The following is a 22,980-nucleotide window of genomic DNA, read 5'->3' as shown; positions in this document are numbered from 1 at the left end:
ATCATGACTTCCCGGCATGGGCGAGTGTGCAGTCGGCATTTTTCAGGAGGCGACGAACGTCCTAGAGTTCGTTCCCATGACACACCTCTCCAGATCTCCCCAACATGTCTGCATTCTTGGCGCAGGCATCGTGGGTCTTGCCACCGCATGGCGGTTGCAACGCGACGGGCACACTGTCACGGTGATCGACAGCGCCCACAGTGGCGCAGGCGCCAGTGCAGCCAACGGCGCGCAGCTGAGCTATTCCTACGTGCAGCCTCTGGCCGATCCATCCATCTGGCGGCAGTTGCCCAAGCTGCTGCTGGCCAACGAATCGCCTCTGAAGGTGAGGCTGCAGATGGACCCCCACCAATGGGCCTGGGGGCTGGGCTTCCTGGCAGCCTGCCGCGCCAGCGTTTCGCGCGATACCACCACCCGCTTGCTGCATCTGGCCGCACAAAGTCGGCTGGCATTCGAAGCCATGCGATCGGAAACCGCCATGGACGCCGACCATTCGACCACCGGAAAACTGGTGCTGTATCCGAACGAATCAAGTTTTTCGGCGGCACGACATCAGATGGCACTTCAGCGCAAGCTGGGCAGTGAGCAGCATGCGCTATCACCGGCGGCGTGTGTCGCCATCGAACCTGCACTGGCTCATCATGTGTCGCGGTTTCATGGCGCCGTGTACACCCCCAGCGAGTCGGCTGCCGATTGCTTCAAGGTTTGCCAGGCGCTGGAGCAACTGCTTCGGGCGCGCGGCGTGCGCTTCCTGCTTGACACACCTGTGACAGGCCTGGTCCGGCTAGGCGATCGGGTGGTGGAAGCGCAGACACCCGCAGGCGCGGTGCATGCGGACACGTTCGTGATGGCTCTTGGTACGGGATCGCGACATCTGGCAGCTTCGATCGGACTGCGTGTGCCTGTGTATCCGCTCAAAGGCTACAGCATCACGGTGGATCTTCAAGATGTTGCAGACGCCACATCGGCACCCGCGGTCAACGTCACGGATGCCGAACGAAAAATTGTGTTTGCACGCATCGGGCAGCGTCTGCGCGTGGCGGGCATGGCTGAGCTGGTGGGCGAGGACCGTCGAATTTCGAATGACCGCATTGCCGCACTGGTGTCAGCCACGCGCGACATGTTTCCGCGAGCTGCCACTTTTGAGCACGTTCACCCCTGGGCCGGTCTGCGGCCTGCCACGCCCAAAGGCCTGCCTGTGCTGGGTCGCATGCCAGGTGGACCATCCAACCTGTTGTTCAACACCGGGCATGGTGCACTTGGCTTCACGCTGGCTTTCGGCAGCGCCGAGTACATTGCGGCTGCGCTGCGGCCTGAAATCAGGCCATTTGCTGCAGAGCTTGCTGCATGCAGCGCGTGAAGGCGCGCGTGGTGATGGAGTTGGGGCGCGCGATGGGCCGCAGCATGTGCACCGACGTGGCGATGGCAGGTTCCAGCGCCAGCACGTCGACCTTGCTGCGATCTGCCGACGAGGCGGTACACCCTTCCACCATGGCCACGCCCACGCCATGGTGAGCCAGTGCCAGCGCCACGTGGTAGGTCTGCACGGTGATCACTTCGTTCAGCCCAGCGCCGCTGTCACGAACCGTGTGCGCCAGCAAGGTCCCCAGCGGGTCTTGTCCGTCCAGTGCGATCACGGGCAGCTTGCTCAGCTGAGCCAGGGTGATGACACCCGCCTTCACCTGCCTGGCGCTGACCAGTCCTTTTGGTGCCACACACATCACGCGCCGATCGGCCAGCAGCTCCTGGGTCAGCGCTGGGTGGGAGACCGCGCTGAACACATAACCCACATCGGCCTCCTGGAGAACCAGCGAAGAGACGATCTGAGGCGAATGTAATGCCTGATGGTTCACCACCACGTTCGGGTGCTTCTCCCTGAACAGGTGCATGGCACGCGGAAACACCTCGTAGCTCAGCGCCAGCACCGTCAACACCCGCAACGCGCCCTGCCCTCGCCCGGCCTTCAGGTTGACCGACAGGCGCTGCACTTCGTCGAGCTGGGCAAACAGCCTCTCGATGTGCGGATACAGCGTCTGCGCCTCCACCGTGGGCTTCAGACGCCCGCCCACCCGCTGAAACAACGGAAAGCCCAGTTGCACCTCTGCATGCTGCAAGGTGCGGCTCACCGCCGGCTGCGTGACATTGATCATGCGCGCGGCCGCGCTCACACTGCCGGTGAGCATGACCGCGTTGAAAACTTCGATATGGCGCAGACGCATGAGACGGATTGTGTACCAGCGCTTCTCACCCGTACGCTGACGGAAACGCCTTTCGGAGCGAGATGACCCCGTCCAGAGATACCGTCGGGCCGGCTTTGCCGGACGACTGGTATCGCCCCCTCGAGGGGGTGACGCCGAAGGCGGCGCGGGGGTGCTACCTGTCCCCGGGGTGCTACCTCCTCACTCTGAACCAGGCCGCATACATCGCTGGCAGTGCCAGCAACGTCAACACCGTGGCCACCACCAGACCGCCCATGATGGCCACCGCCATCGGTCCCCAGAACACACTGCGCGACAGCGGAATCATGGCCAGTACCGCAGCGGCTGCCGTGAGCACGATCGGTCGCATGCGCCGCACCGTGGCTTCCACAACGGCTTCCCAGTCCGGCACGCCACGGGCGCGGTCCTGTTCGATCTGGTCGATCAGGATCACCGAGTTTCGCTGGATCATGCCCATCAGAGCGATCACGCCCAGCAGGGCCACGAATCCAAACGGTCGATCCAGCAGCAGCAGCGCACCGGCCACGCCTGCCAGACCCAGCGGCCCTGTGAGGAACACCAGCAAAGACCGGCTGAAGCTCTGCAACTGCAGCATCAGCAGCGTGAACACGATGAACAACATGAGCGGAATGCCAGCCGCAATGGAAGAGGAACCTTTGCTGCTTTCTTCGACGGCTCCGGCCACCTCCACCCGGTATCCAGCAAGCCCGCGCTGCGCCCAGCCGGCCTCGATGGCGCGCAACGACGGCAGCAGTTCGGCGGTCACGGTCGCACCCTGGAGGCCTTCGACCACGTCCCCCTGCACCGTGATGGCGTAGTCACGGTTCTCGCGCCACATCACGCCAGGCTCCCAGTCAAACACCGGTCGGGCAATCTGCAGCAGCGGAATGGCCCGTCCACTGGCGGTGGGCAGGTTGGCCTGCGCCAGGTCGGTGATGGCGTCGCGCTCGTCCAGCGGCTGGCGCAACACGATGTCGATCAGCTTGTCGCCGTCACGGTATTGACCCACGGTGGTGCCACTGAGCAAGGTGCGCGACGCCTGCGCAATGGACTGGCTGGACACGCCCAAGGCACGCGCCTTGGCCTGGTCCACTTCCAGTCGCAGCATCTTGACCGACTCATTCCAGTTGTCGTTCACGCCACGCGTGTTCGGGCTCTGGCGCATCGCCTCCTTGATCTCATCGGCGAGTGTGCGCAGCACGGCTGGATCGGTGCCCACCACCCGGAACTGCACCGGATACGGCACCGGCGGTCCATTGGGCAACAGTTTCACGCGACCGCGCGCCTCGGGGAATTCGGTGGCCAGCACCGCTGGCAGTGCGTGGCGCAGGCTCTCGCGTGTCTTCAGATCCTTCGGGATCACGATCATTTGCGACACGTTGGTCTGGGGAAAGGTCTGGTCCAGCGGCAGATAGAAGCGGGGCACGCCTGAGCCCACCCATGTGCTCACACTGGTCACGCCAGGCTCTGCAGCCAGGCGCGCCTCCACCCTTCGGGTCACCTCGTCGTTGGCGGCGATGCTGGTGCCTTCAGGGAACCACACGTCGACAAGGATTTCGGGTCGACTGGAGTCTGGGAAGAACTGCTGCTGCACCTGGCCCATGCCCACGATGCCGAGCACGAAGGTGAGGATGGTGGCGCCAATGGTGATCCAGCGGTGTTGCACGCACCAGTCCACTGTGGCGCGGAAGCGGTCATAGAAAGGTCCGTCGAACACTTCCTGAATGGCGCCTACGTGCGGCTTGACCTTGAGCAACTTCATGCCCAGATAGGGCACGAACATCACCGCCACGATCCACGACACCACCAGCGCGATCACGGTGACGGCGAAGATGGCGAAGGTGTATTCGCCCACCGTGGAGTTCGCCATGCCGATGGGAAGGAAACCGGCTGCCGTGATCAGCGTGCCGGTGAGCATGGGCATGGCGGTGGCATCCCAGGTGAAGGTGGCCGCACGCATCATGGTGTAGCCCTCTTCGAGCTTGCGCACCATCATTTCGACCGCAATGATGGCGTCGTCCACCAGCAGGCCCAGGGCAATGATCAGCGACCCCAGCGAAATCTTGTGCAGACCGATGCCCCAGTAGTTCATGGCCAGAAAGGTGATCGCCAGCACCAGCGGAATGGTGATGAAAACCACCAGGCCCGGTCGCATGTCCAGCATGTAGCGACGCAGGCCGCGCCCACCTTCCCGCTTGTGAAGACCCAGTGCCAGGAAACTCACCGCCAGCACGATCACCACAGCCTCGACCAGCACTTTCACGAACTCATTGACCGAGGCGGTCACGGCGCTGGGCTGGTCTTGCACCTGCACCAGGCTCATGCCCGCCGGCAACTGGCTTTCGATGTTCACCATCGCCAGCTTCAACGCCTTGCCCAGAGCGATGATGTCGCCACCCTGAGCCATGGAAATGCCGAGTGCAATGCTGTCCTTGCCGTTGTGCCGCACCATCACCTGCGCGGGGTCCGCGTAGCCCAGGCCGATCTCGGCGATGTCGCCGAGCCGGATTTGCGTGCCGTTGGGAGCGCGGATTGGCATGGCGCGCAATTGATCCACCGAATTGAAGGCGCCGCCAACACGGACCTGCAGCACGTCCTGGGGCGTCTGGATGGTGCCTGCAGACTCCACCGCGTTCTGCTGACCCAGCGCGGCCAGCACCTGATTCACATCCAACCCGAGTGTGGCCAGTCGCTTCTGCGAGATCTCCACGTAGAGCTTCTGGTCCTGGGCACCGAACAGGGCAACCTTGTTCACATCCTTCACGCGCAACAACTGCTGGCGCACGTCGTCTGCCACCAGTTTCTTGTCAGCCGGTGAGAATCCGTCCCCTTGCAGCGCATAGATCACGCCGTAAACGTCGCCGAATTCGTCATTGAAGAATGGCCCCACCACCCCTTGCGGCAACGTGCCCCGCATATCGCCGATCTTCTTACGCACCGTGTACCAGGTCTGCTCGACCTCCGCCGCCGGCGCATCGTCCTTGAGCTGGAAGATGATGAGCGTTTCACCCGGTTTGGAGTAGCTGCGGATCTTGTCGGCGTGCGGCACCTCCTGCAGCGTTTTCTCCAGTCGGTCGGCCACCTGTTCGGCCACCTGCTGTGCGGTGGCGCCAGGCCAATAGGCGCTCACCACCATGGCGCGAAAGGTGAACGGAGGGTCCTCGTCCTGACCCAGCTGGAAATAGGCTGCGACGCCCAGCAGCATCAACACGATCATCAGGTAGCGTGTGAGGGCCTGGTGATCCAGCGCCCATTGCGAAAGATTGAAGCGCGACACCCAGGAAGTGGATGCCGCGGTGGAGGCCTGTTGTTCGCTCATGCCTGACCTCACTGGGTCGCCGCAGCGGCAAAACGGGTGACCTTCTGACCCGGTGAAAGCACATGCACTCCCGCTGCAACCACTTCGTCACCCGGCTGCAGACCTGCCCCGATGGCAACCTCGTTGCCGTCGGCCGTGAGCACCTGCACGGTGCGGGTGTTCACGGTGGAAGTGGCGGGGTCGAACACCCAGACCGCCGTGCCATCGGCCACCTTCAACAAGGAGGAGGTCGGCACCTTGACCACCAGAGCAGCCAGCCTGTCCTTGGGAGCAAAGCGAACGTAGGCCGTGGCGCCCAGCGGCACGTCCAGGTCTGCTGGCAGCGCCAGCTTCACCTGAAATGTGCGCGTGGCAGGGTCTGCAGTGGCCGCCACTTCGCGAACCGTGGCGCTCACGCCTTCGGATGCACCGCCGGGGTTGGCACTGGCCCAGAAACGCACGTTGGCTGGATGGCCATTTGCAATCAAGGCCACACGGTCCTCCGGTACGGCAATCACCACATCGCGCGGACCGTCCTGAGCCAGCCGCACCACCGGTGTGCCTGCCGCCACCACCTGGCCGACCTCGGCCTCAACGCCCACCACAACGCCAGCCGTCTCGGCCTGAAGTCGCGCATATGTGGTCTGGTTTCCTTGCAGCGCCCCTTGGGCCTGGGCTTGCTGTAGCGTGGCATCGGCCGCCCTGAGCGCGGCTTCGCGGCGTTCGATCTCGGCGCCGCTGACGAATCCCTGCTTTTGCAAGTCGGCAAATCGCTTCAGGTCGGCTGCGGCCAAATCGCGCTGCGTGCGGGCCGCAGATATCTGAGCCTGTGCCGCCTGGCTGCCCAGGGCAAGATCCCGCGCATCCAGCCGTGCCAGCAACTGACCCGCCTGCACCTGCTGCCCCACTTCTGCGGGTCGTTCCACCAGCTTGCCCCCCACCCTGAAGCCTAGGCGCGACTCCTGGCGTGCGCGCACGTCACCTGCGTACTCGATGTGTGTGCCCAGCGCGTCGGCCTGCACGGTCAGCAACTTGACCGACCGGATCGGCTCGGGGGGAGCGGGTCGGTCAGCACAGGAGGCCATGGCCAACGAAACGGTCACGATCAGGACAAAATGGCGTGTTTTCATGGCTGGTCGCTTGAATGAACGTCAGAAAAGGGGCGGTGGATGGGGCTAATGGCCTTCTGCCAGGGCGCTTTTGTTTTTCGTACTCGGCCGGGGTTATATTAATGACTGACCGGTTAGTAAGCAAAATTGTAGTGCAACTGGACGACCCTGGCAGGCCTCCACTTCTGACGGCAGGCTGGTGCCATGGCCCACACATGGGCAACCCAGTCGTACTCACCACCACCTTCACAACCACCTACCTCTCATGAATTCACCACCACCGCTGCACCCTGTTGTGGTGGTCCCAGCGACCCCGGCCACTCCACTCACGCAAGGTGTGGGCCACTACGAAAACTTTCCCGTGGCGTCGCTTTTGTGTCCGGCGCGCTTGCGTCCGGCTGTGATGGCGATCTACCACTTCGCCCGCACGGCCGACGACATCGCCGACGAGGGTTCCGCCGATGCTGCGACGCGGTTGGCCGAACTGGCCCGTTACCGCGAGGCGCTGAATGTGTGCGCCATGCAGTTCCGCGATAGTCAAACCCTTGCAGCCTTCGATGTCGCTTCGGCCGAGGCGACCGCTGCGCCGCCACCGCCACCGCCACCGCCACCGCCACCGCCAGCATTGCCATCGCACTGGCCAGGCGTGTTCGAACCTCTGGGTGCTGCATTGCGAGAGCACCGCCTGCCACTGCAGCTGCTTCACGATCTGCTGTCGGCTTTTGAGCAGGATGTGAGGCACACCGCCAGCGGGTACCGCTACACGAGCATCGACGAATTGCTCGACTACACCCGGCTGTCTGCCCAGCCGGTGGGACGCCTGCTGTTGCACCTGTACAACGTGAACGACGAAACTTCCCTGCAGCGAAGCGACCAGATTTGCAGCGCCCTGCAGCTCATCAACTTCTGGCAGGACATTGGCATCGACCTGGCCCGTCAACGCTGTTACCTGCCGAGTGACGTTCTGCAGCGAAATGGCGCAAGGATCGAGGACTTCCTGCCAGATGCAGCGCTCCCCGACCACGCTGCGCGTGCGGTCGTGGGTGAACTGTGCGCCCATGCCAGAGGCCTGATGATGCAAGGCGCCCCTTTGACCACCCGCGTGCCGGGTCGTGCAGGCTGGGAGCTGCGCCTGGTGGTACAGGGCGGTCTTCGCATCCTCGATGCCATCGCTGCCATCGAGCACCGCAGCTGGCTCACACGACCGCGCCTGCAGCGTGCCGATCTGCCGCGACTGGTCTGGCGAGCGCTCTGGATGTAGCCAACACCCACCCACTCACTCACAAGCCCCTGAAAACATCCCTGCGCAACCGTTTTCAACCAGACAAACCGTTCACCAATCGATCCAGGACGCCTCATGCCGTTTGACACCACCCGTTTTTCTGCGGCCCTGCCTCTGGCCGCTCCTGGCGCCCTCACCGTGCTGGTGCTGGTGTTGTCCCTCTTCAGCGGTCCTTCTCCCGCACAGTCCACCAACGCCACGCCACCCACTGGCGCCGAGCCTTCACCTGCCGCACGCGCAGCCGTGCAAGCCAGCACCCTTGATCAGGTCTGGTTGCTGCCCAAGCGCGAAGCGCCAGCGGATGTGGTGGCACGCAACGAATCCAGGCTTGCAGCTGAAGTGTCTGGCACGCTGCAGCGCTGGGGGGCCGACGTGGGGGCCAGTGTGAAACGCGGCGAACTGCTGGCCCAGATTGACTCACGAGACTACGAACTGGCGGTGCAGCGTGCGCAGGCCAATCTGAGTGCCAGCCAGTCGAGGCTGAAACTGGCGCAGGCACAACTGCAACGTTCCCGCGAGCTGGTGGCGCAAGGCTTCTTTTCGCAAGAAGCCCTGGGCCAGCGCGAGACCGAAGTCGCCCTGGTGCAAACCGAAGTCAATATCGCGCGCGCCCAACTGGCGACAGAGCAGCGCCAGCTGGGCAAGACAAGGCTGTTGGCACCCTTTGCCGGCACGGTGCGCGAGCGCATGGCCCAGACGGGCGAGGCCGTAGCGCCCGGCACGGTGCTGTATGTGCTGGTGGAATCGGGGCACAACGAAGTGAACGCCACACTGAGCCCGTCCGATGTGGACGGCTTGCGCAACGCCACCGACCTCCAACTGCACACCCGCGACGGCCAGTTTGCTGTACGGCTGCTGCGCGTGTCAGACACGGTGACAGCGCCTGCACGCACCCGGGCAGCCCGCCTGGCATTTGCAAACGCCGCGAGCACGCCGGCCGCCGGCACCAGCGGCACACTGCGCTGGCAGGAACGGCAACCCCACCTGCCTCCCTCGGTGATGGTGCGCCGGGACGGTGTCCTGGGCGTGTTTGTGGTGCAAGGCGACGGCGCTCAGACCACCGTACGCTTTGTTCCCCTGCCCGGGGCCCAGGAAAGCCGTGCCTCACCGGTGCCGTCCCATCTGAGGGGCTCCGAGCGCGTGGTGGTGCGAGGTCAGGAAGCCTTGCAAAACGGGCAAGCCATCGAACTTCGCCCCCCATCCAGCTGAACACCCGCGGGCCATCCACCCCACCCCGGTGAACCGGCACCCAGCATCGATCGTCCACAAGACAACCTCAGCCCCAAGGCTTCACCATGCCCTTCATGCGTGCCCTGCTCACCAACCACCCGTTGGCCAACATCGCCTTCACGGTGGTCCTTCTGCTCGGGCTGGTCAGTTACCTGTCCATGCCCCGCGAACAAGACCCTGAAATCAACTTCAACTGGGTCGCGGTCACCGCCACCCTGCCAGGCGCCAGTGCCGAGGACGTGGAACGGCTGATCACGAATCCCTTGGAAGACGCCATCAAGGGCGTGGCCGACGTGCGCTTTGTGCTCTCCAATTCCCGCGAGAACGTCGCCAGCATGCTGGTGCGCTTCCGTGAAATTGACGAACGCACCTTCGACAAGCGCATGGCCGATCTGCGCCGGGAGATCCAGAACAAGACGGCCAGCGAACTGCCCACAGGCGCCGAAGACCCCGTGATCCTGGAAATCACCACGAGCAATGGATTTCCCACCGCGTCCATGATGCTGGTCGGTCAGGCCGATGACGAAACCTTGCGGGTGAACGCGCGCCGCATCCAGTCAGACATTGAACGCATCGCAGGTGTCGACACCGTGGTGGCCGTGGGCCTGCGCGACCCTGAAATCCTGGTGAGCCCCAACCCGCAGTCCCTGGCCGCGCGCGGCCTGCTGTCCACCGATGTGGCGGACACCTTGTCCAGTTGGTGGCGTGACACCACCGGCGGCACGCTCAAGACGCAAAGCGGGGCCTGGTCGGTGGGGGTCAAGGGCGTGGTCACCGACCCGCAGGCCCTGGCCAACCTGCCGGTGCTCTCTTCCAACCGACCCGGCGTATCGGCCCGGCTCGGCGAAGTGGCCCGCATCGAGCGCGCGCGCGCCCCCGCTTCGCAACTGGCCGCCACCGAAGGCCGCGATGCGATCTCCATGGCCATCACCAAGAAGACGCGCACCAACACGCTGGTGCTGGTGGATCAGCTCAAAGCCTTCATGGAACGCGAAAACCAGGTGCTGACCGAGTTTGGCCTGAAGCTGGTGTTGACCGACGATCAGACCGTGCCCACGCGGGAGGCCATTGGCGTGATGGAAACCAACGCACTCTATGGTGTGACGCTGGTGCTGGCGGTGTGCTGGCTGTTTCTGGGATGGCGCATCGGCATGCTGGTGGCCATCGGCATCCCCTTTTCGCTCATGGGCACGTTCGCTGTGCTCAACACCATGGACTACACGGTCAATGTCTCCGTGCTGCTGGGCGTGGTGATTGCCCTGGGCATGCTGGTGGACGACGCGGTGGTGGTGGTCGAAGCCATCTTCTACCGCATGCAGCGCGGCCAGGCTGCACTTGAAGCCAGCCTGGATGCGATTGCCGAAGTCTGGAAACCGGTGCTGGCCTCGGTGGCCACCACCATGGCGGCGTTCCTGCCACTGATGCTGCTGCCCGGCATCGTGGGCAAGTTCATGTTCGTGATTCCGTTCGTGGTGACACTGGCCTTGCTGATTTCCCTGCTGGAAGCATTCTGGATGATGCCCGTGCACGTGAGCGCCGTGGGCGTGCGTTTTGATCGCCCCAGCCGCGTGCAGCTCTGGCGGGAACGGTTCAACCGGGGGCTGCGCTTGCGCTACGGACAGGCATTGGCTTACGTGCTGCGCCGCCCAAAACGCTTTGCCGGTGTGGGCGTGCTGGCCGTGGTGGCTGCCGTGACGCTGCTGGTGAGCGGCGTGGTGCGCGTGCAATTTTTTGCCTTCGACCCGATTCGGGCGTTTTATGTGAACGTGGACATGCCCGAAAGTGCCACGCTGGAAGACACCTTGCTGGCGACGCAGCGCGTCGAGGAAGTGGTGCGCTCCCGCCTGCAGGGTGTGGGTCCGGATGGCGAAGCCAGGGCCGCCACTTCCACAGCAGGCATCAAGTTCACCGAAACCGACGTCGTGTACGGTGATATGTATGGGCAGGTGTTTGTGTCGCTCAATCCACGCACCGACGAAGCGCGCGAGGTGATCGACGTGGTGGACGCCTTGCGTGCCGAGGTGGAAGCCATGACGTCACCCGGCACCAAGAGCTTCACTGTGCTCTCGGGCGGACCGCCAGCAGGCAAGGCCATCAGTGTGAAAGTTCGCGGCGACGCGTTCGACCAGATCGAAGCCGCGGCCAGCGAACTCAAGACCATCGTGAGGCGCATTCCAGGTGCCACCGATGTGAAGGACGACAACCTCCCCGGCCGAGACCAGCTGCAGATCACGCTGGACCCCGAAGCTGTGCGCAATGCGGGCCTGAACGCCGCGCAGGTGGCGCGCCTGGTACGGCTGGCGGTGGATGGCGAAGTGGTCGCCTTCACCCGCGACAGCGGCGACAAGGTGGAGCTGCGCGTGCGATCCGATCAGGCGCTGCTTGAAGGCGGTGCGACAAGGGTGGATCCAGCCAGTCTGCTGGACGAACCGATCGCCCTGCCCGACGGCAGCGTGACGCGCCTGGGCGCACTGGTGCACGCCGAGGCCGCGCCCGGTCGAGGCTTCATTCGACACTACAACCTGCGCCGCACCACCACGGTGGAAGCCAATCTCGACAAGGAAATCACCGACACCCGGGTGGCCAACGATTTCATCAAGGCCGAATGGGAAAACATCCGCGCGCGCCACCCAGGCATTGACCTCGATTTCTCGGGTGAGCTCGAAGACATCGAGGAAAGCCTGGCGGCCATGCAGGTGCTGTTCCTGCTGGGCCTGGGCCTGATCTACCTGATCCTGGCGGCGCAGTTCAAGAGCTACTTCCAGCCCCTGATGATCCTGGTGACCGTACCACTGGCCTTCACAGGCGTGGCATTCGGACTGACCATTTCAAGTAACCCGTTGTCCCTGTACACGTTGTACGGCGTGATTGCGCTGACGGGCATTGCCGTGAACTCGGCCATCGTGCTGATCGACGCGGCCAATGACCGGCTCGAGCGCGGCATGGGCGCCATCCATTCCATCATTCAGGCCGGACGCCGCCGCGTGGTGCCCGTGCTGATCACGACCACCACCACGATTGGCGGGCTGTTCGCACTGGCCTTTGGTATCGGTGGCAAGAGCCTGCTGTGGGGTCCGGTGGCGGCCAGCATCGTCTGGGGCCTGGCCTTCTCCACCGTGCTCACGCTGTTCATGGTGCCGCTGCTCTATCTGGCATTCATGCGGCGCAAGGGTGAGAGGCTAAGGGCTGTTCAGCCAGGGGAGGTGAGTGAGTCGGCTTAGGGGCAAAAAACCGGTCCAGCCAAACCGCCGGCTCAACCTCGCTGGTGGCGCACTTGATCGCCCTGCCTCACCGTCAGGTCCGGGCGCTCGAACTCCATTTGTGCCGGGAGAAGGAAGTGGAACGTTGCACCCTGGTCGGGACGGGCGTCGGCCCAGATGCGACCTCCGTGGTTCTCCACGATGCGACGAACCAACGCCAGCCCGATGCCTGCACCCTCGAAGCGTGCATCGGAGTGCAGGCGCTGGAACATGCCAAACAGCCGATCCGCATGTTCTGGATTGAATCCCACACCGTTGTCGCGGACATGGAACACAAAGCCTGAGGGTTGCGCTTCCCAGCCCACTTCGATTTCAATCACGTCCCGATGCGAAGCGTACTTGACTGCGTTTTGCAGCAGGTTGGCCCAGACTTCACGCAAAAGCACAGCGTCACCCTGGACCGAAGGCAGTCCGGGCTGGATGTGCCAGCGCAATTTCTTCAAGCCCGCGTCAAGCGAAATCACCGCTTTCACTTCATCGACCAGGGCCCTCATGTCCACCGCCCCTACTGCCATGCCGTTGCGCCCCAGGCGGGCGAACGACAGCATGCCGTCGATGAGGTCCCTCATCTGCACCCCCGCACGAATGATCTTGTCGCAATAAGCCAGGCTGTTTGGTCCGTTCCCTGCCATCACCTCTTCCTTGAGCAGCTCGGCAAAGCCGGCAATGTGCCGCAGCGGTGTGCGGAGATCGTGGGAGAGCGCGTAAGAGAACTCCTCCAGAGAGGCGTAGGCATCCTCCAGCTGCTGGGTGCGAACGCGCACCTGCTGGTTCAATTCTTCGTTTCGCAGGCGCCGCTGCTCGATCAGGCTCTTGTACAGCGTGACATCCTGCACCGTCAGCGTGAGTGGCCAGTCGATACCCTCCTTGCCCTGATGCGGCACACCTCTGCATCGCGCCCATCGGATGGACCCGTTGTTGGTGAGGACCCGCAGTTCGACGTCGAGCTCCTCTCCGCTGTGCAGCGACTGATCGAGCGCGCGCTTGATGGTGTCAATGTCTTGTGGGTGAACATGGGCGAGAAAGGCCTGGGTGCCACGCGGCTCGTCATCACGCTCGCGCCCCAGCAGGCGGAAAATCTCCGACGTCCATCGTGAGACCCCTGTGTCTGCGTCGTATTCGATACGGCCCAGACGTGCCAGTCGCTGGGCCAGTTCCAGGCGTTGCTGCATGTCTGCCATGTGCAGTTCGCGCTGCTTGCGCTCGGTGATGTCGGTCTGGATGGAGACATAGCTCACGACCCGCCCCGCCGAATCCAGAATCGGCTCGATATTGAGCAACACCCAATAGGGCTCGCCCGAACGCTTGTAGTTCAGCACTTCAATGTCCCGAACCGCCCTGGGCTCACGAAGCAGACTTCTCACCCGCTCAAGCGTCTGTGCATCGGTGAGCGGCCCGTGAAGGAGCTCACGGGGCAGGCGCCCCATGCACTCTTCCAGCGACCAGCCGGTGGTGTGCGTATAGGCCGCGTTGACCCAGGTGATGCGACGATCCTCGTCAGTGACCACCACCATGTTGGATGTGCCCTGCACAATCATTTCCAGCATCTGCAGGCGCAGCAACACATCTTCAAAGCCGGGCATGGAGACGGGTGGCATGACGGGGTTCTCGTTGCGCGGTTCAGGCAAAGGCGCCCACCGCGTTCTCGTTGTTCTGCAACCGGTGTCCGAGCGTGTTGACCGGGGCAGCGCTCTGCCCGGAGCGGCACCTTGTCTTGCGCCGATGCTCCATCAGCGACGCCATGCTTTCGTCGAACTCAAGCTCAAGCTGGGTCGCAGACGGGATGCCTAGCATGTGCCATAACCTTTTGTAACATTGCGGATCACATAGTTTCGACAAATAATCTGTTTGACCGAACTCAAAAGCACGTCCCGAAGCCGCTGAAACTGCATTCAATGTGACGTATCACGCGTTTTGGACCCCCGTATCTGACGTTCTGAAAATGCAGCTTGCTTAAATTGTCCAGACACGCGAAGCTGTTCCCGGCATTTCGACGTCCGGGATTGCACAGTTCCCTTTCGACCTCATCTCTTCAATGCCCGTCACCCCTTCAGCACCCCCAGCATGGCAACGCCCACCTCTACACCACGCCACAGTCGCTCCGGCTCGGGCGCAGGCTGCCCGGCGTGCGCCACGCTACCCATCTGTTTCATGGGTTGCCTGACCAATGAGTCGCGCAGTTTGCTCACGCCCTGCGTCACCGAATCCAGATTTGTGAAAGGTGACTGCCTGCTGCGCGAAGGCTCGGTCGCTCAGCATCTTTCCATCGTCAAGTTGGGGGCTGTCCTGATCAGCCGCCAGTGCGAGGACGGTCACGACCATCCTGTGGCACTGGTCGGGCGCGGAATGACACTTGGCGAGTACGCGGTCTATGGTCACGACGAGCAGATCAGCGCATCCGCCCTGTCGGCAGGCCGGATCTGCCGGCTGGAAGTGACGGACTTCTACCGCCTTGGTGTGGTGGACCGTCGATTCCACGCCTGCGTACAGGATCGCATCGTGCGTTCTCACGGTCGACTGGCCGACTGGTCTCGCGTGATGCGCATCAAAGGCGTGAAGCAACGCCTGTTGGCCACGCTGCAACTGTATGCCCGAGAGCAGGGCGGTGGCACCATACGCCTGCCGAGCCACATGGCGCTGGCCTCCCTCCTCTCGACCACGCGCGAATCCATTGGCCGCTCATTGAGGCAGTTGGAGATTTCGGGGCACATCGTGAGACACGACCGTTGGCACTGTGAAGTTCCGGGAACCGGGTTGGGGGCGACAAGGGTGGCCGGCAGACGCCGCAAAACGCCACCTGGGAATTGCCCCTTGGTTGAAGCAGGCTTGCGACCAAGCCGTTAGTTGTCATAAATATTTGACACTTTAATCTGTCACTTGGAACCAAAAATGTGCATCCTGTGACATACTGGTTCGCCATGGCACAGGCATTTCCTTTTTCAGCGATCGTCGGTCAAGAAGAAATGAAGACGGCGATCCTCATCGCCGCCATCGACCCCAGCATCGGCGGCGTGCTGGTCCTCGGCGACCGGGGCACGGGCAAGTCCACCGCCGTGCGGGCGCTGGCCGCACTGCTGCCCAGGATGAAAGCGGTGAACGGATGCCGCTACAGCTGCGACCCGTCGGATCCGGCCAGCCGGTGCGAAGACTGCGCCACCCTGCGTGCGCCGGGACTGCCCACACCCAGGACACATCTGGTGCCGGTGCCCGTGGTTGATCTGCCGCTGGGCGCCACCGAAGACCGTGTGGTGGGTGCCCTTGATCTGGAGCGGGCACTCTCGCAAGGCATCAAGGCCTTTGAGCCCGGCCTCCTGGCCCAGGCCAACAGGGGATTTCTCTATATCGATGAAGTCAATTTGCTGGAAGACCACCTGGTGGACCTGCTGATCGACGTGGCCGCTTCGGGCGAGAACGTGGTCGAACGCGAAGGCCTGAGTGTTCGGCACCCTGCCCGTTTTGTGCTGGTGGGCAGCGGCAACCCTGAAGAAGGCGAATTGCGTCCCCAGCTGCTGGACCGGTTCGGACTGTCGGTGGAGGTGAAAACGCCCGATACCGTGGCCGAACGCGTGGAGGTGGTGCGCAGGCGTGATGCCTTCGAACAGGACCGCGAAGCCTTCATCGAACGCTGGAAGAAAGAAGACGAGCGCATCCGCCGCAAACTGGTGAGCGCGCGCAACCGTTTGCAGGAAGTGGTCATCTCGGATGCCGCCCGCGAACGCGCCGCTGCTCTGTGCATGGCCCTGGGCACCGACGGGCTGCGCGGCGACCTCACTCTGATACGCGCTGCGCGCGCCATGGCCGCCTTGCTGGGCGATGCCAGCGTGACCGATGCACATTTCAAGCGTGTGGCGGGGCCGGCCCTTCGCCACCGCCTGCGTCGCAACCCGCTGGACAATTCGGGATCGACCGTGCGGGTGGAGCGCGCGGTGGCCGAACTGATGGGAGCATGAGCGCCGCACGGCCGCTCCGAAGGCGCTCAGCCCCGCAGTGCTTAGCACGGAGGGTAGTCGAGTGAGCGCCGCACGGCCGCTCCGAAGGCGCTCAGCCCCGCAGTGCTTAGCACGGAGGGTAGTCGAGTGAGCGCCGCACGGCCGCTCCGAAGGCGCTCAGCCCCGCAGTGTGTAGCACGGAGGGTAGTCCAGTGAACTCAGCGCAGAACCGCTCCCATGCTGGCTCGTTCCGCAGCCCGCAGGACGAAAGCACGGCTGCGAGTGCCCGGCAGCGCCCCGGCCCGGGAGCCTGTGCGGCAGAAGGCGTCGAAGCGAAGCGCGGGGGAAAAGAGCCCGATTCGGCGCCGATTTTGGGGACTGTGGCCGTAGCCACAGCCGGAGAAACGGGGGCGAAGCGGGACTTTTCTCCACGCGTTGCAGCCGATGTCGTTCTGCCGAGCAGGCTCCTGGGCGCCGATGCGGCGCTGGTCGCAGCGCTGATGGCGGTAGACCCGGTGGGGCTTGGCGGTGTGGCTTTGCGGTCGCCAGCGGGTCCGCTGCGCGACGACTGGCTGGCGCTGCTCAAACACTGCCTGCCCGAGACGGCCCCGCTGCTCAGGGTGCCGTTGCACGCCTCCGATGCCGCCTTGCTCGGTGGCCTCGATCTGGCCGCCACCCTGCAGGCCGGGCGCCCCATTGCACAGACCGGGCTGCTGGCCCGATGCGACGGCGGCGTGTTGCTGCTGGCCATGGCCGAACGCGTGAATGCCGGCGTGGCAGCGCTCCTGGCTGCGGTACTCGACACACACGAGCTCAAACTGGAACGCGACGGGCTGACCCAACGCTGCACAGCCCGTGTGGCGCTGGTGGCCTTTGACGAAGGGGCCAACGAGGAAGAGCGCCTGCCCGCCACCTTGCTTGACCGACTGGCTTTTCACGTGGCCTTGTCGCCCGCCGCGCCCGGTGACGAAGGCACCGCCTGGCGCCGCGTGGACGTCGAAGAGGCCCGCGCGCTCATGCCAAAGGTGGTCGTGCCCGATGCGGTCATACAGGCCCTGTGCGCTGCATCGGTCGTGTGGGGCGTGGCATCGATGCGCGCGCCCTTGCTGGCGCTGCGTGCCGCGCGCGCGGCCGCAGCCCTGGCGGGGCTGGACGAGGTGGATGAGAGTCACGCGGCACTGGCCGCTCGCCTGGTGCTGGCACCTCGAGCGACCCGCATGCCCTCACAGGCACCCGAGCCCCAGGAAGAGCAAGCCAACACCCCTGAGCCAGCCCCCCCTGAAACCGACGAGGCCGAATCTGCGCCTGCGGCCGATTCGCCGCCCGACCAAACACCCATGGATGAAGAGGCCGACCACAACGAGACAGTCGACCCCAAAGGCATGGAAGACCGTCTGATCGAAGCGGTGCGAGCCGCCATTCCGGCTGGACTGCTGGCCGCACTGGCACTGGGCCAGGCGCGCCAGGGCCGAGCGGCAACGGGTGGGCAGTCGGGTGCGGTGTTGAAGAATCAGAACCGTGGGCGCCCAGTGGGCACTCGCCGGGGTGAACCCCGTTCGGGCGCGCGGCTGCACGTGCTGGACACCCTGCGTGCCGCAGCGCCGTGGCAGCGCCTGCGGGGCGCCACCCAGGAGCCCCGACGCATCCAGGTGCGCAAGCAGGATTTTCACGTTGTGCGTTTTCGCCAGAACCGTCCCACCACCACCCTGTTCGTGGTGGACGCTTCGGGTTCGGCCGCGTTACACCGGCTGGCCGAGGCCAAGGGCGCGGTGGAGCTGTTGCTGGCCGAGTGCTATGTGCGACGCGACAAGGTCGCCGTGCTGGCGTTCCGCGGGGCGGGCGTGGAGGTGCTGCTGCCACCCACACGGTCACTGGCGCGAGCCAAGCGCGCCCTGGCCGCCTTGCCGGGTGGCGGCGGAACACCCCTGGCGCAAGGCATTGACGCGGCAGGCGCCATGGCGCAACAGATCGTCCGCAGCGGGGACACGGCCGTCGCCGTGTTCCTCACCGACGGCCGCGCCAACATCGACCGCCTCGGCACGCCCGGACGCACGCTGGCCACGGCCGATGCCTTGCAGGCGGCCCAGGCGTTCGCTCTCAGCGGGTTCACCGCACTGCTGATCGACACTTCTCCCCAGCCAGCCGATGCCGCACGAACGCTTGCCGCCGCGCTGGCCGCTGCCTACATCCCGCTGCCCCACGCGGGTGCTGCGGGGCTCAGCCAGGCCGTGAGACTGGCACAGCCTGCCGGTTGAGCAGAGGCCCGCCCATGGACTGGCCAAGAGACGGCAGAGACTGGCCGAACCGCGAGCACAGCCGCTTCGTGCAGGCAGGTGGCCTGCGCTGGCACGTGCAGGTGTTCGAGTGCGTCGCACAGTCCGGTGGTGCGGTCGCTCCCTTCGATGCGCCGGTGGCGCTGCTCCTGCATGGCACCGGTGCATCCACCCACAGCTGGCGTGACGTCGCGCCCCTGCTGGCCAAGCGGTACACCGTGGTGGCACCGGACCTGCCCGGTCACGCCTTCACCGGTATTCCGCCGGGTGGTGCTGGCGCGCCCCAGCTGAGCCTGCCCGGCATGGCGCGCGCAATCGCTTCACTGATGAAACAGCTGGAAGCCAACCCAGCACTCATCATCGGCCATTCCGCCGGTGCGGCCATCGCCATCCGCATGGTGCTGGATCGGCTGGCGAACCCGCGACGTATCGTGGGCATCAATGCGGCACTGATGCCTCTGGGCGGGCTCGCCGGACAATGGTTTTCACCTGCGGCCAAGGTGATGGCGGCCATGCCGCTGATTCCCAGGTTGTTTGCCTGGCGGGCACAAAACCCGGTCGTACTGGCCCAACTGCTCGGCCGCACGGGTTCGGTGCTGGATGTGCGCGGCACTGCGCTCTACCACCGGCTGGTGAGCGACCGCGATCATGTGGCCGGCGCACTGGCCATGATGGCGAACTGGGACCTGCCACAACTGGCTCGCGACCTGCCCAAGCTGGCCGTGCCTCTTGACCTGATCGTGGGAGAGCAAGACCGCACCGTACCACCAGCAGACAGCCGCAAAGCCATGGAGCGCCTGGCTCCTGATTCGCGCGGCACACTGACCGTGCTGCCTTCACTGGGCCATCTAGCGCATGAAGAGGCACCGGCCGCTGTTGTCGCTTGTCTGCCGAGCTGAAATCGGGCGCAGCGCAACCGACTGCAGCAAGGTTCAGACTTAGTCTGCGGCTTCGCGCGGCTCGGTGAGTGTGAGCAGGATGTCGGCGTACCAGGCGCAATTCAGACCGAGCGATTCGTCCAGCACCAGATCGCGGTCTCCCATGTCCATGCGCGCCGAGTGCACCCCCAGCAACTTCCAGGGCAAGTCGGCTGTGGCGGAGCTGGGTGAGAGGTCACGCATCACCACCGCTGCGCCGCTGGTCCCTCTGTGGGTTCTGGCATCGGTGAGAAAGTAACCCTGTCCCTGAAACCGGATCCCGTAGGGCGATGCCACCACCGCGTAGCGCAGCACCGGCAAGTGGTGCAACGCGTCGTGGAACCCCAGTGGAAACCCGACCACCAGCAACGACTCGCCAGCGTGCACCTCGCGGAAGGCGGTTTGCAGGTGCTCGGGGCTGAATGCGCGGATCACGGCCGAAGCCGGCAGTGCGCTGCGGTCGACCTCCAGCACGGCCACATCGATCTCGCCACCGCTGTCACTCCCCTGCCGCCAGACGGCTTCACCCTCCTGGTAAAGCAACATGGAAAAACCGGTGGACAGCGTGAGGTTGCTGACGTCGGTGTGCAACTCGATTTCCAGCCGATCCGGAAAGTGTTTGGTGTCCTCATCAATCACCACATGCCGGCTGGTCACCAGAAAAAGCTGCTCTCCGCGTTCAAAGAAAAAGCCGCTGGCGTTGGTCAGGGCCTGAGTGCCGTGAAACGAGGAAACCCTTGGGGCCGCCAGAAACAGCGGATCAACAGGGATGCTGCCGGAAGCGGCATCTTCAGAACCCCCTGTTTGCGGAGTTGTTGCGCGTGGAAGCATGTTCATCCTTGAAGTGTCTCACCTCGAGGCTCCCGAGATTGCAGGGTGTGGATGGAGAAGAACGGCCGACCGTCCATATCCGGCCCGCGCAACCGTCAGCCGCTCAAGCCTCAAAGGGTTTCCCCTGAGGAAGCAAATGCAAAATGTGCACTATATTGCAGGCTTGTGACGCGATGCCAAGGTCGAACGGCCCACTTTCGCCACGTGACAGAAATGCAATATAGATCATCTTTTCGGTCAACCCCGAGGATCACTGGATCTGCACGTGGTTTCAGAGCCGACGCGGTCGACCTGGCAAGTCGCCGCCATCCGACGAACCGGTCGTCAGAAAAGCAATTCAAACCTCAATAATTCAGGTTTGAAGTACGGGTAATTCTGGATCGCCAACCGGAAGCACCGCCTCTACAGTGAATCGCATCCCGGCAACCCAACCACAGGAGAATTCCATGACCACCCGCCGACTTGTTCTCACCCGCAGCGCTGCCGTGATCGGCGCCGCTTCCACCGGTCTGCTGTTGCCGCAAATCGTGCGCGCCCAATCTGACAAAGTGCGAGTGGGCTTCATGCTTCCCTACACCGGCACCTTTGCGCAGCTCGGCGTGGCGATCGAAAACGGCTTTCGAATGGCGCTCGATGAACAGGGCGGCAAGCTCGGCGGGCGAGAGATCGAATTCTTCAAAGTGGACGACGAATCGAATCCAGCCAAAGGGGTCGAGAACGCCACCCGTCTGGTTCAGCGCGACAAGGTTGATGTGCTGGTGGGTACCGTGCATTCGGGCGTGCAGATGGGTATTCACAGGGTGGCCCGCGACACCGGCGTGCTCAATCTGATTCCCAATGCAGGTGTGCACGTGGCCACGCGCGCACAGTGTTCACCCAACGTGTTCCGCACCTCGTTCACCAACTCCCAACCCACCCTGGCGCTGGGCAAAGCCATGGTGGAACGCGGTCACAAAAGGGCCGTCTGGATCACCTGGAACTACGCCGCAGGCGATGAAGCGTTCGAAGGCTTTGAGAAGAGCTTCACCGAAGCCGGTGGCACCATCGTCAAGAAGCTCGGCTTGCCCTTCCCGAACGTGGAGTTCCAGGCGCTGCTGACCGAAATCGCCTCCCTTAACCCCGATTCCGTGGCCTGCTTCTTCGCTGGCGGTGGTGCTGCCAAGTTCCTGCGCGACTACGCAGCAGCCGGCCTGAACAGGAACATCCAGCTTTATGGCTCCGGCTTCCTGACCGAAGGTGTGCTGGATGCCGCCGGCCCGGCCGCCGATGGCGTGCTCACCACCATGCACTACAGCGATTCGCTGGACACCCCCCGCAACAAGCAGTTCCGCCTGGAGTACGCAAAGGCCTTCCGTTCGCAGCCCGACGTGTACGCCGTGCAGGGTTACGACACGGGGCTGTTGCTTATCAAAGGTGCGAACGCGGTGCGTGGCGACATGAACAACAAGCAGGCGCTCTACGCTGCCATGCGCGGTGCAGAAATCGACAGCCCGCGCGGCAAGTGGACCATGAGCCCGGCCCACAACCCCATCCAGGACATGTACCTGCGTCAGGTGGTGAACAAGGAAAACAAGGTGCTCGGCATTGCACAGAAGGCTGTGGCCGACCCGGCCACCGGCTGCCGCATGGCCTGACCCGGCGCCCCTCGCTTCGCGTGTCTGAACGCGAACCGGCCGTTTGCCGCAGACTGCCGCAGACCAGCACTTGAACGGTGCTGGTCTGTTTTTTGCACGCGTGTCCAGAGACCTTCCAAACACCCCACCCCATGGATTTCGCGAACTTCCTGATCCAGCTGCTCAACAGCCTGCAATACGGCCTGTTGCTGTTCATGCTTGCCGCAGGCCTGACCCTGATCTTCGGCATCATGGGTGTGGTCAATCTGGCGCATGGCAGCTTCTACATGCTGGGTGCGTACCTGGCGTGGTTCCTGGCCTCGCAGCTGGGCAGCCTGGTGCTGGCGATCATCGTCGGTACCCTGATTGCTGTGGTGCTGGGCTGGTTGCTGGAGTGGCTGCTGTTCCGGCATTTCTATCATCGGGACCACCTGGATCAGGTGCTGCTCACCTTCGGCCTGATCTACATCTTTGAAGAGATGCGGTCCATCTTCTGGGGTGACGACGTGCACGCTGTTCAGGTGCCGGAGATGCTGAACTGGTCGATTCCGTTGACCGACAACCTCTCGTACCCGGTGTACCGGCTGGTCATGTCGGCTGTCTGCATCGCGCTCGCGCTGGGCCTGTACCTGCTGATCTCCAGGACCCGCCTGGGCATGAAGATCCGCGCGGGCGCCTTCAACCGTGAAATGACCGAAGCACTGGGTATCAACATCCGGCTCATCCATGGCGTGGTGTTTGCGCTTGGCGTGGCCCTGGCGGCCATTGCCGGCATGATCGCTTCGCCCATTGCCAGCGTGTATCCCGGCATGGGCAGTTCGGTGCTGATCATGTGTTTCGTGGTGGTGGTGATCGGCGGCATCGGCTCGGTGCGCGGCGCCATGGTGGCCGCGCTGCTGGTGGGCCTCGTGGACACCTTCGGCAAGGTGCTGGTGCCGCAGATCGCGGGCATGGCGGTTTACATGCTGATGGCAGTGGTTCTTCTGTACAAGCCCGAAGGCCTGTTCAAGCAATAGGGT

General features: G+C 63.9%; 16 protein-coding genes. 10 read left to right on the top strand and 6 right to left on the bottom strand.

What is annotated here, in order from left to right:
* Positions 1 to 76: 76 nt before the first annotated feature.
* A complete protein-coding gene (locus tag Q7V46_RS15100; protein ID WP_304914380.1) occupies positions 77 to 1,360 on the top strand; it encodes a D-amino acid dehydrogenase in 1,284 nt (427 codons plus the stop codon).
* Here Q7V46_RS15100 and Q7V46_RS15095 read toward each other — a convergent pair.
* The 3 genes from Q7V46_RS15095 to Q7V46_RS15085 form a co-directional block, all read right to left on the bottom strand.
* Positions 1,320 to 2,219 (bottom strand): LysR family transcriptional regulator, encoded by a 900-nt coding sequence (locus tag Q7V46_RS15095; RefSeq protein WP_304914379.1) that lies wholly within the window; start codon positions 2,217 to 2,219, stop codon positions 1,320 to 1,322. The genes Q7V46_RS15100 and Q7V46_RS15095 overlap by 41 nt on opposite strands.
* A 172-nt stretch (positions 2,220 to 2,391) precedes the next feature.
* The gene (locus Q7V46_RS15090) at positions 2,392 to 5,538 is read right to left on the bottom strand and encodes an efflux RND transporter permease subunit (RefSeq protein WP_304914378.1); all 3,147 of its coding nucleotides are present in this window, start codon (positions 5,536 to 5,538) and stop codon (positions 2,392 to 2,394) included.
* Between the two features lie 8 nt (positions 5,539 to 5,546).
* A complete protein-coding gene (locus Q7V46_RS15085) occupies positions 5,547 to 6,647 on the bottom strand; it encodes an efflux RND transporter periplasmic adaptor subunit (protein ID WP_304914377.1) in 1,101 nt (366 codons plus the stop codon).
* A 244-nt stretch (positions 6,648 to 6,891) separates the two neighbouring features.
* Between Q7V46_RS15085 and hpnC the strand changes: the two genes are divergently transcribed.
* From hpnC to Q7V46_RS15070, 3 genes are all read left to right on the top strand, one after another.
* Positions 6,892 to 7,887 (top strand): squalene synthase HpnC, encoded by a 996-nt coding sequence (gene hpnC / locus Q7V46_RS15080; protein ID WP_304914376.1) that lies wholly within the window; start codon positions 6,892 to 6,894, stop codon positions 7,885 to 7,887.
* Between the two features lie 96 nt (positions 7,888 to 7,983).
* Positions 7,984 to 9,117 (top strand): efflux RND transporter periplasmic adaptor subunit, encoded by a 1,134-nt coding sequence (locus Q7V46_RS15075; RefSeq protein ID WP_304914375.1) that lies wholly within the window; start codon positions 7,984 to 7,986, stop codon positions 9,115 to 9,117.
* An 86-nt stretch (positions 9,118 to 9,203) separates the two neighbouring features.
* A complete protein-coding gene (locus tag Q7V46_RS15070; protein WP_304914374.1) occupies positions 9,204 to 12,359 on the top strand; it encodes an efflux RND transporter permease subunit in 3,156 nt (1,051 codons plus the stop codon).
* Positions 12,360 to 12,391: 32 nt separating this feature from the next.
* Here Q7V46_RS15070 and Q7V46_RS15065 read toward each other — a convergent pair whose 3' ends face one another.
* Together Q7V46_RS15065 and Q7V46_RS15060 are read right to left on the bottom strand one after the other, a co-directional pair.
* Positions 12,392 to 13,996: an ATP-binding protein gene (locus Q7V46_RS15065; RefSeq protein ID WP_304914373.1), complete on the bottom strand. Its 1,605-nt coding sequence runs from the start codon at positions 13,994 to 13,996 to the stop codon at positions 12,392 to 12,394.
* 22 nt (positions 13,997 to 14,018) lie between these two features.
* Positions 14,019 to 14,192, bottom strand: a complete 174-nt coding sequence (locus tag Q7V46_RS15060) for a hypothetical protein (RefSeq protein ID WP_304914372.1) — start codon at positions 14,190 to 14,192, stop codon at positions 14,019 to 14,021.
* Between the two features lie 270 nt (positions 14,193 to 14,462).
* On the opposite strand from Q7V46_RS15060, the gene Q7V46_RS15055 reads away from it, so the two are divergent.
* The 4 genes from Q7V46_RS15055 (at position 14,463) to bchO (ending at position 19,499) form a co-directional block, all read left to right on the top strand.
* Positions 14,463 to 15,242 carry a Crp/Fnr family transcriptional regulator gene (locus tag Q7V46_RS15055; protein WP_304914371.1) on the top strand — a complete coding sequence of 260 codons (780 nt, stop codon included), beginning with the start codon at positions 14,463 to 14,465 and terminating at the stop codon, positions 15,240 to 15,242.
* A 56-nt stretch (positions 15,243 to 15,298) separates the two neighbouring features.
* The gene (bchI, locus tag Q7V46_RS15050; RefSeq protein ID WP_304914370.1) at positions 15,299 to 16,348 is read left to right on the top strand and encodes a magnesium chelatase ATPase subunit I; all 1,050 of its coding nucleotides are present in this window, start codon (positions 15,299 to 15,301) and stop codon (positions 16,346 to 16,348) included.
* A 431-nt stretch (positions 16,349 to 16,779) separates the two neighbouring features.
* Complete coding sequence (locus Q7V46_RS15045; RefSeq protein WP_370690365.1) at positions 16,780 to 18,582, top strand: magnesium chelatase subunit D; 1,803 nt, start codon at positions 16,780 to 16,782, stop codon at positions 18,580 to 18,582.
* Between the two features lie 14 nt (positions 18,583 to 18,596).
* On the top strand, positions 18,597 to 19,499 hold the full coding sequence (gene bchO / locus Q7V46_RS15040) for an alpha/beta fold hydrolase BchO (protein WP_304914369.1): 903 nt from the start codon (positions 18,597 to 18,599) through the stop codon (positions 19,497 to 19,499).
* Between the two features lie 39 nt (positions 19,500 to 19,538).
* Here bchO and Q7V46_RS15035 read toward each other — a convergent pair whose 3' ends face one another.
* Positions 19,539 to 20,348 carry a serine protease gene (locus Q7V46_RS15035; protein ID WP_304914368.1) on the bottom strand — a complete coding sequence of 270 codons (810 nt, stop codon included), beginning with the start codon at positions 20,346 to 20,348 and terminating at the stop codon, positions 19,539 to 19,541.
* 446 nt (positions 20,349 to 20,794) lie between these two features.
* Here Q7V46_RS15035 and Q7V46_RS15030 point away from each other — a divergent pair, with 446 nt between their 5' ends.
* Together Q7V46_RS15030 and Q7V46_RS15025 are read left to right on the top strand one after the other, a co-directional pair.
* The gene (locus tag Q7V46_RS15030; protein WP_304914367.1) at positions 20,795 to 21,982 is read left to right on the top strand and encodes an ABC transporter substrate-binding protein; all 1,188 of its coding nucleotides are present in this window, start codon (positions 20,795 to 20,797) and stop codon (positions 21,980 to 21,982) included.
* A 131-nt stretch (positions 21,983 to 22,113) separates the two neighbouring features.
* The gene (locus Q7V46_RS15025; RefSeq protein WP_304914366.1) at positions 22,114 to 22,977 is read left to right on the top strand and encodes a branched-chain amino acid ABC transporter permease; all 864 of its coding nucleotides are present in this window, start codon (positions 22,114 to 22,116) and stop codon (positions 22,975 to 22,977) included.
* Positions 22,978 to 22,980 lie beyond the last annotated feature (3 nt).

Source organism: Hydrogenophaga sp., from assembly GCF_030651625.1.
Lineage (GTDB): Bacteria > Pseudomonadota > Gammaproteobacteria > Burkholderiales > Burkholderiaceae_C > Hydrogenophaga.
The sequence above is the reverse complement of the archived record's forward strand: the minus strand, read 5'-3'. Positions and strand labels throughout refer to the sequence as shown.

What these genes read in the sequence shown, in the direction of transcription:
- Q7V46_RS15030 (WP_304914367.1), top strand. Translation starts at nt 20,795, where the DNA reads ATGACCACCCGCCGACTTGTTCTCACCCGCAGCGCTGCCGTGATCGGC.
- Q7V46_RS15070 (WP_304914374.1), top strand. Translation starts at nt 9,204, where the DNA reads ATGCCCTTCATGCGTGCCCTGCTCACCAACCACCCGTTGGCCAACATC.
- Q7V46_RS15090 (WP_304914378.1), bottom strand. Translation starts at nt 5,538, where the DNA reads ATGAGCGAACAACAGGCCTCCACCGCGGCATCCACTTCCTGGGTGTCG.
- Q7V46_RS15035 (WP_304914368.1), bottom strand. Translation starts at nt 20,348, where the DNA reads ATGCTTCCACGCGCAACAACTCCGCAAACAGGGGGTTCTGAAGATGCC.
- Q7V46_RS15095 (WP_304914379.1), bottom strand. Translation starts at nt 2,219, where the DNA reads ATGCGTCTGCGCCATATCGAAGTTTTCAACGCGGTCATGCTCACCGGC.
- Q7V46_RS15060 (WP_304914372.1), bottom strand. Translation starts at nt 14,192, where the DNA reads ATGCTAGGCATCCCGTCTGCGACCCAGCTTGAGCTTGAGTTCGACGAA.
- Q7V46_RS15065 (WP_304914373.1), bottom strand. Translation starts at nt 13,996, where the DNA reads ATGCCACCCGTCTCCATGCCCGGCTTTGAAGATGTGTTGCTGCGCCTG.
- hpnC (WP_304914376.1), top strand. Translation starts at nt 6,892, where the DNA reads ATGAATTCACCACCACCGCTGCACCCTGTTGTGGTGGTCCCAGCGACC.
- Q7V46_RS15055 (WP_304914371.1), top strand. Translation starts at nt 14,463, where the DNA reads ATGGCAACGCCCACCTCTACACCACGCCACAGTCGCTCCGGCTCGGGC.
- bchO (WP_304914369.1), top strand. Translation starts at nt 18,597, where the DNA reads ATGGACTGGCCAAGAGACGGCAGAGACTGGCCGAACCGCGAGCACAGC.
- Q7V46_RS15100 (WP_304914380.1), top strand. Translation starts at nt 77, where the DNA reads ATGACACACCTCTCCAGATCTCCCCAACATGTCTGCATTCTTGGCGCA.
- Q7V46_RS15085 (WP_304914377.1), bottom strand. Translation starts at nt 6,647, where the DNA reads ATGAAAACACGCCATTTTGTCCTGATCGTGACCGTTTCGTTGGCCATG.
- Q7V46_RS15075 (WP_304914375.1), top strand. Translation starts at nt 7,984, where the DNA reads ATGCCGTTTGACACCACCCGTTTTTCTGCGGCCCTGCCTCTGGCCGCT.
- Q7V46_RS15025 (WP_304914366.1), top strand. Translation starts at nt 22,114, where the DNA reads ATGGATTTCGCGAACTTCCTGATCCAGCTGCTCAACAGCCTGCAATAC.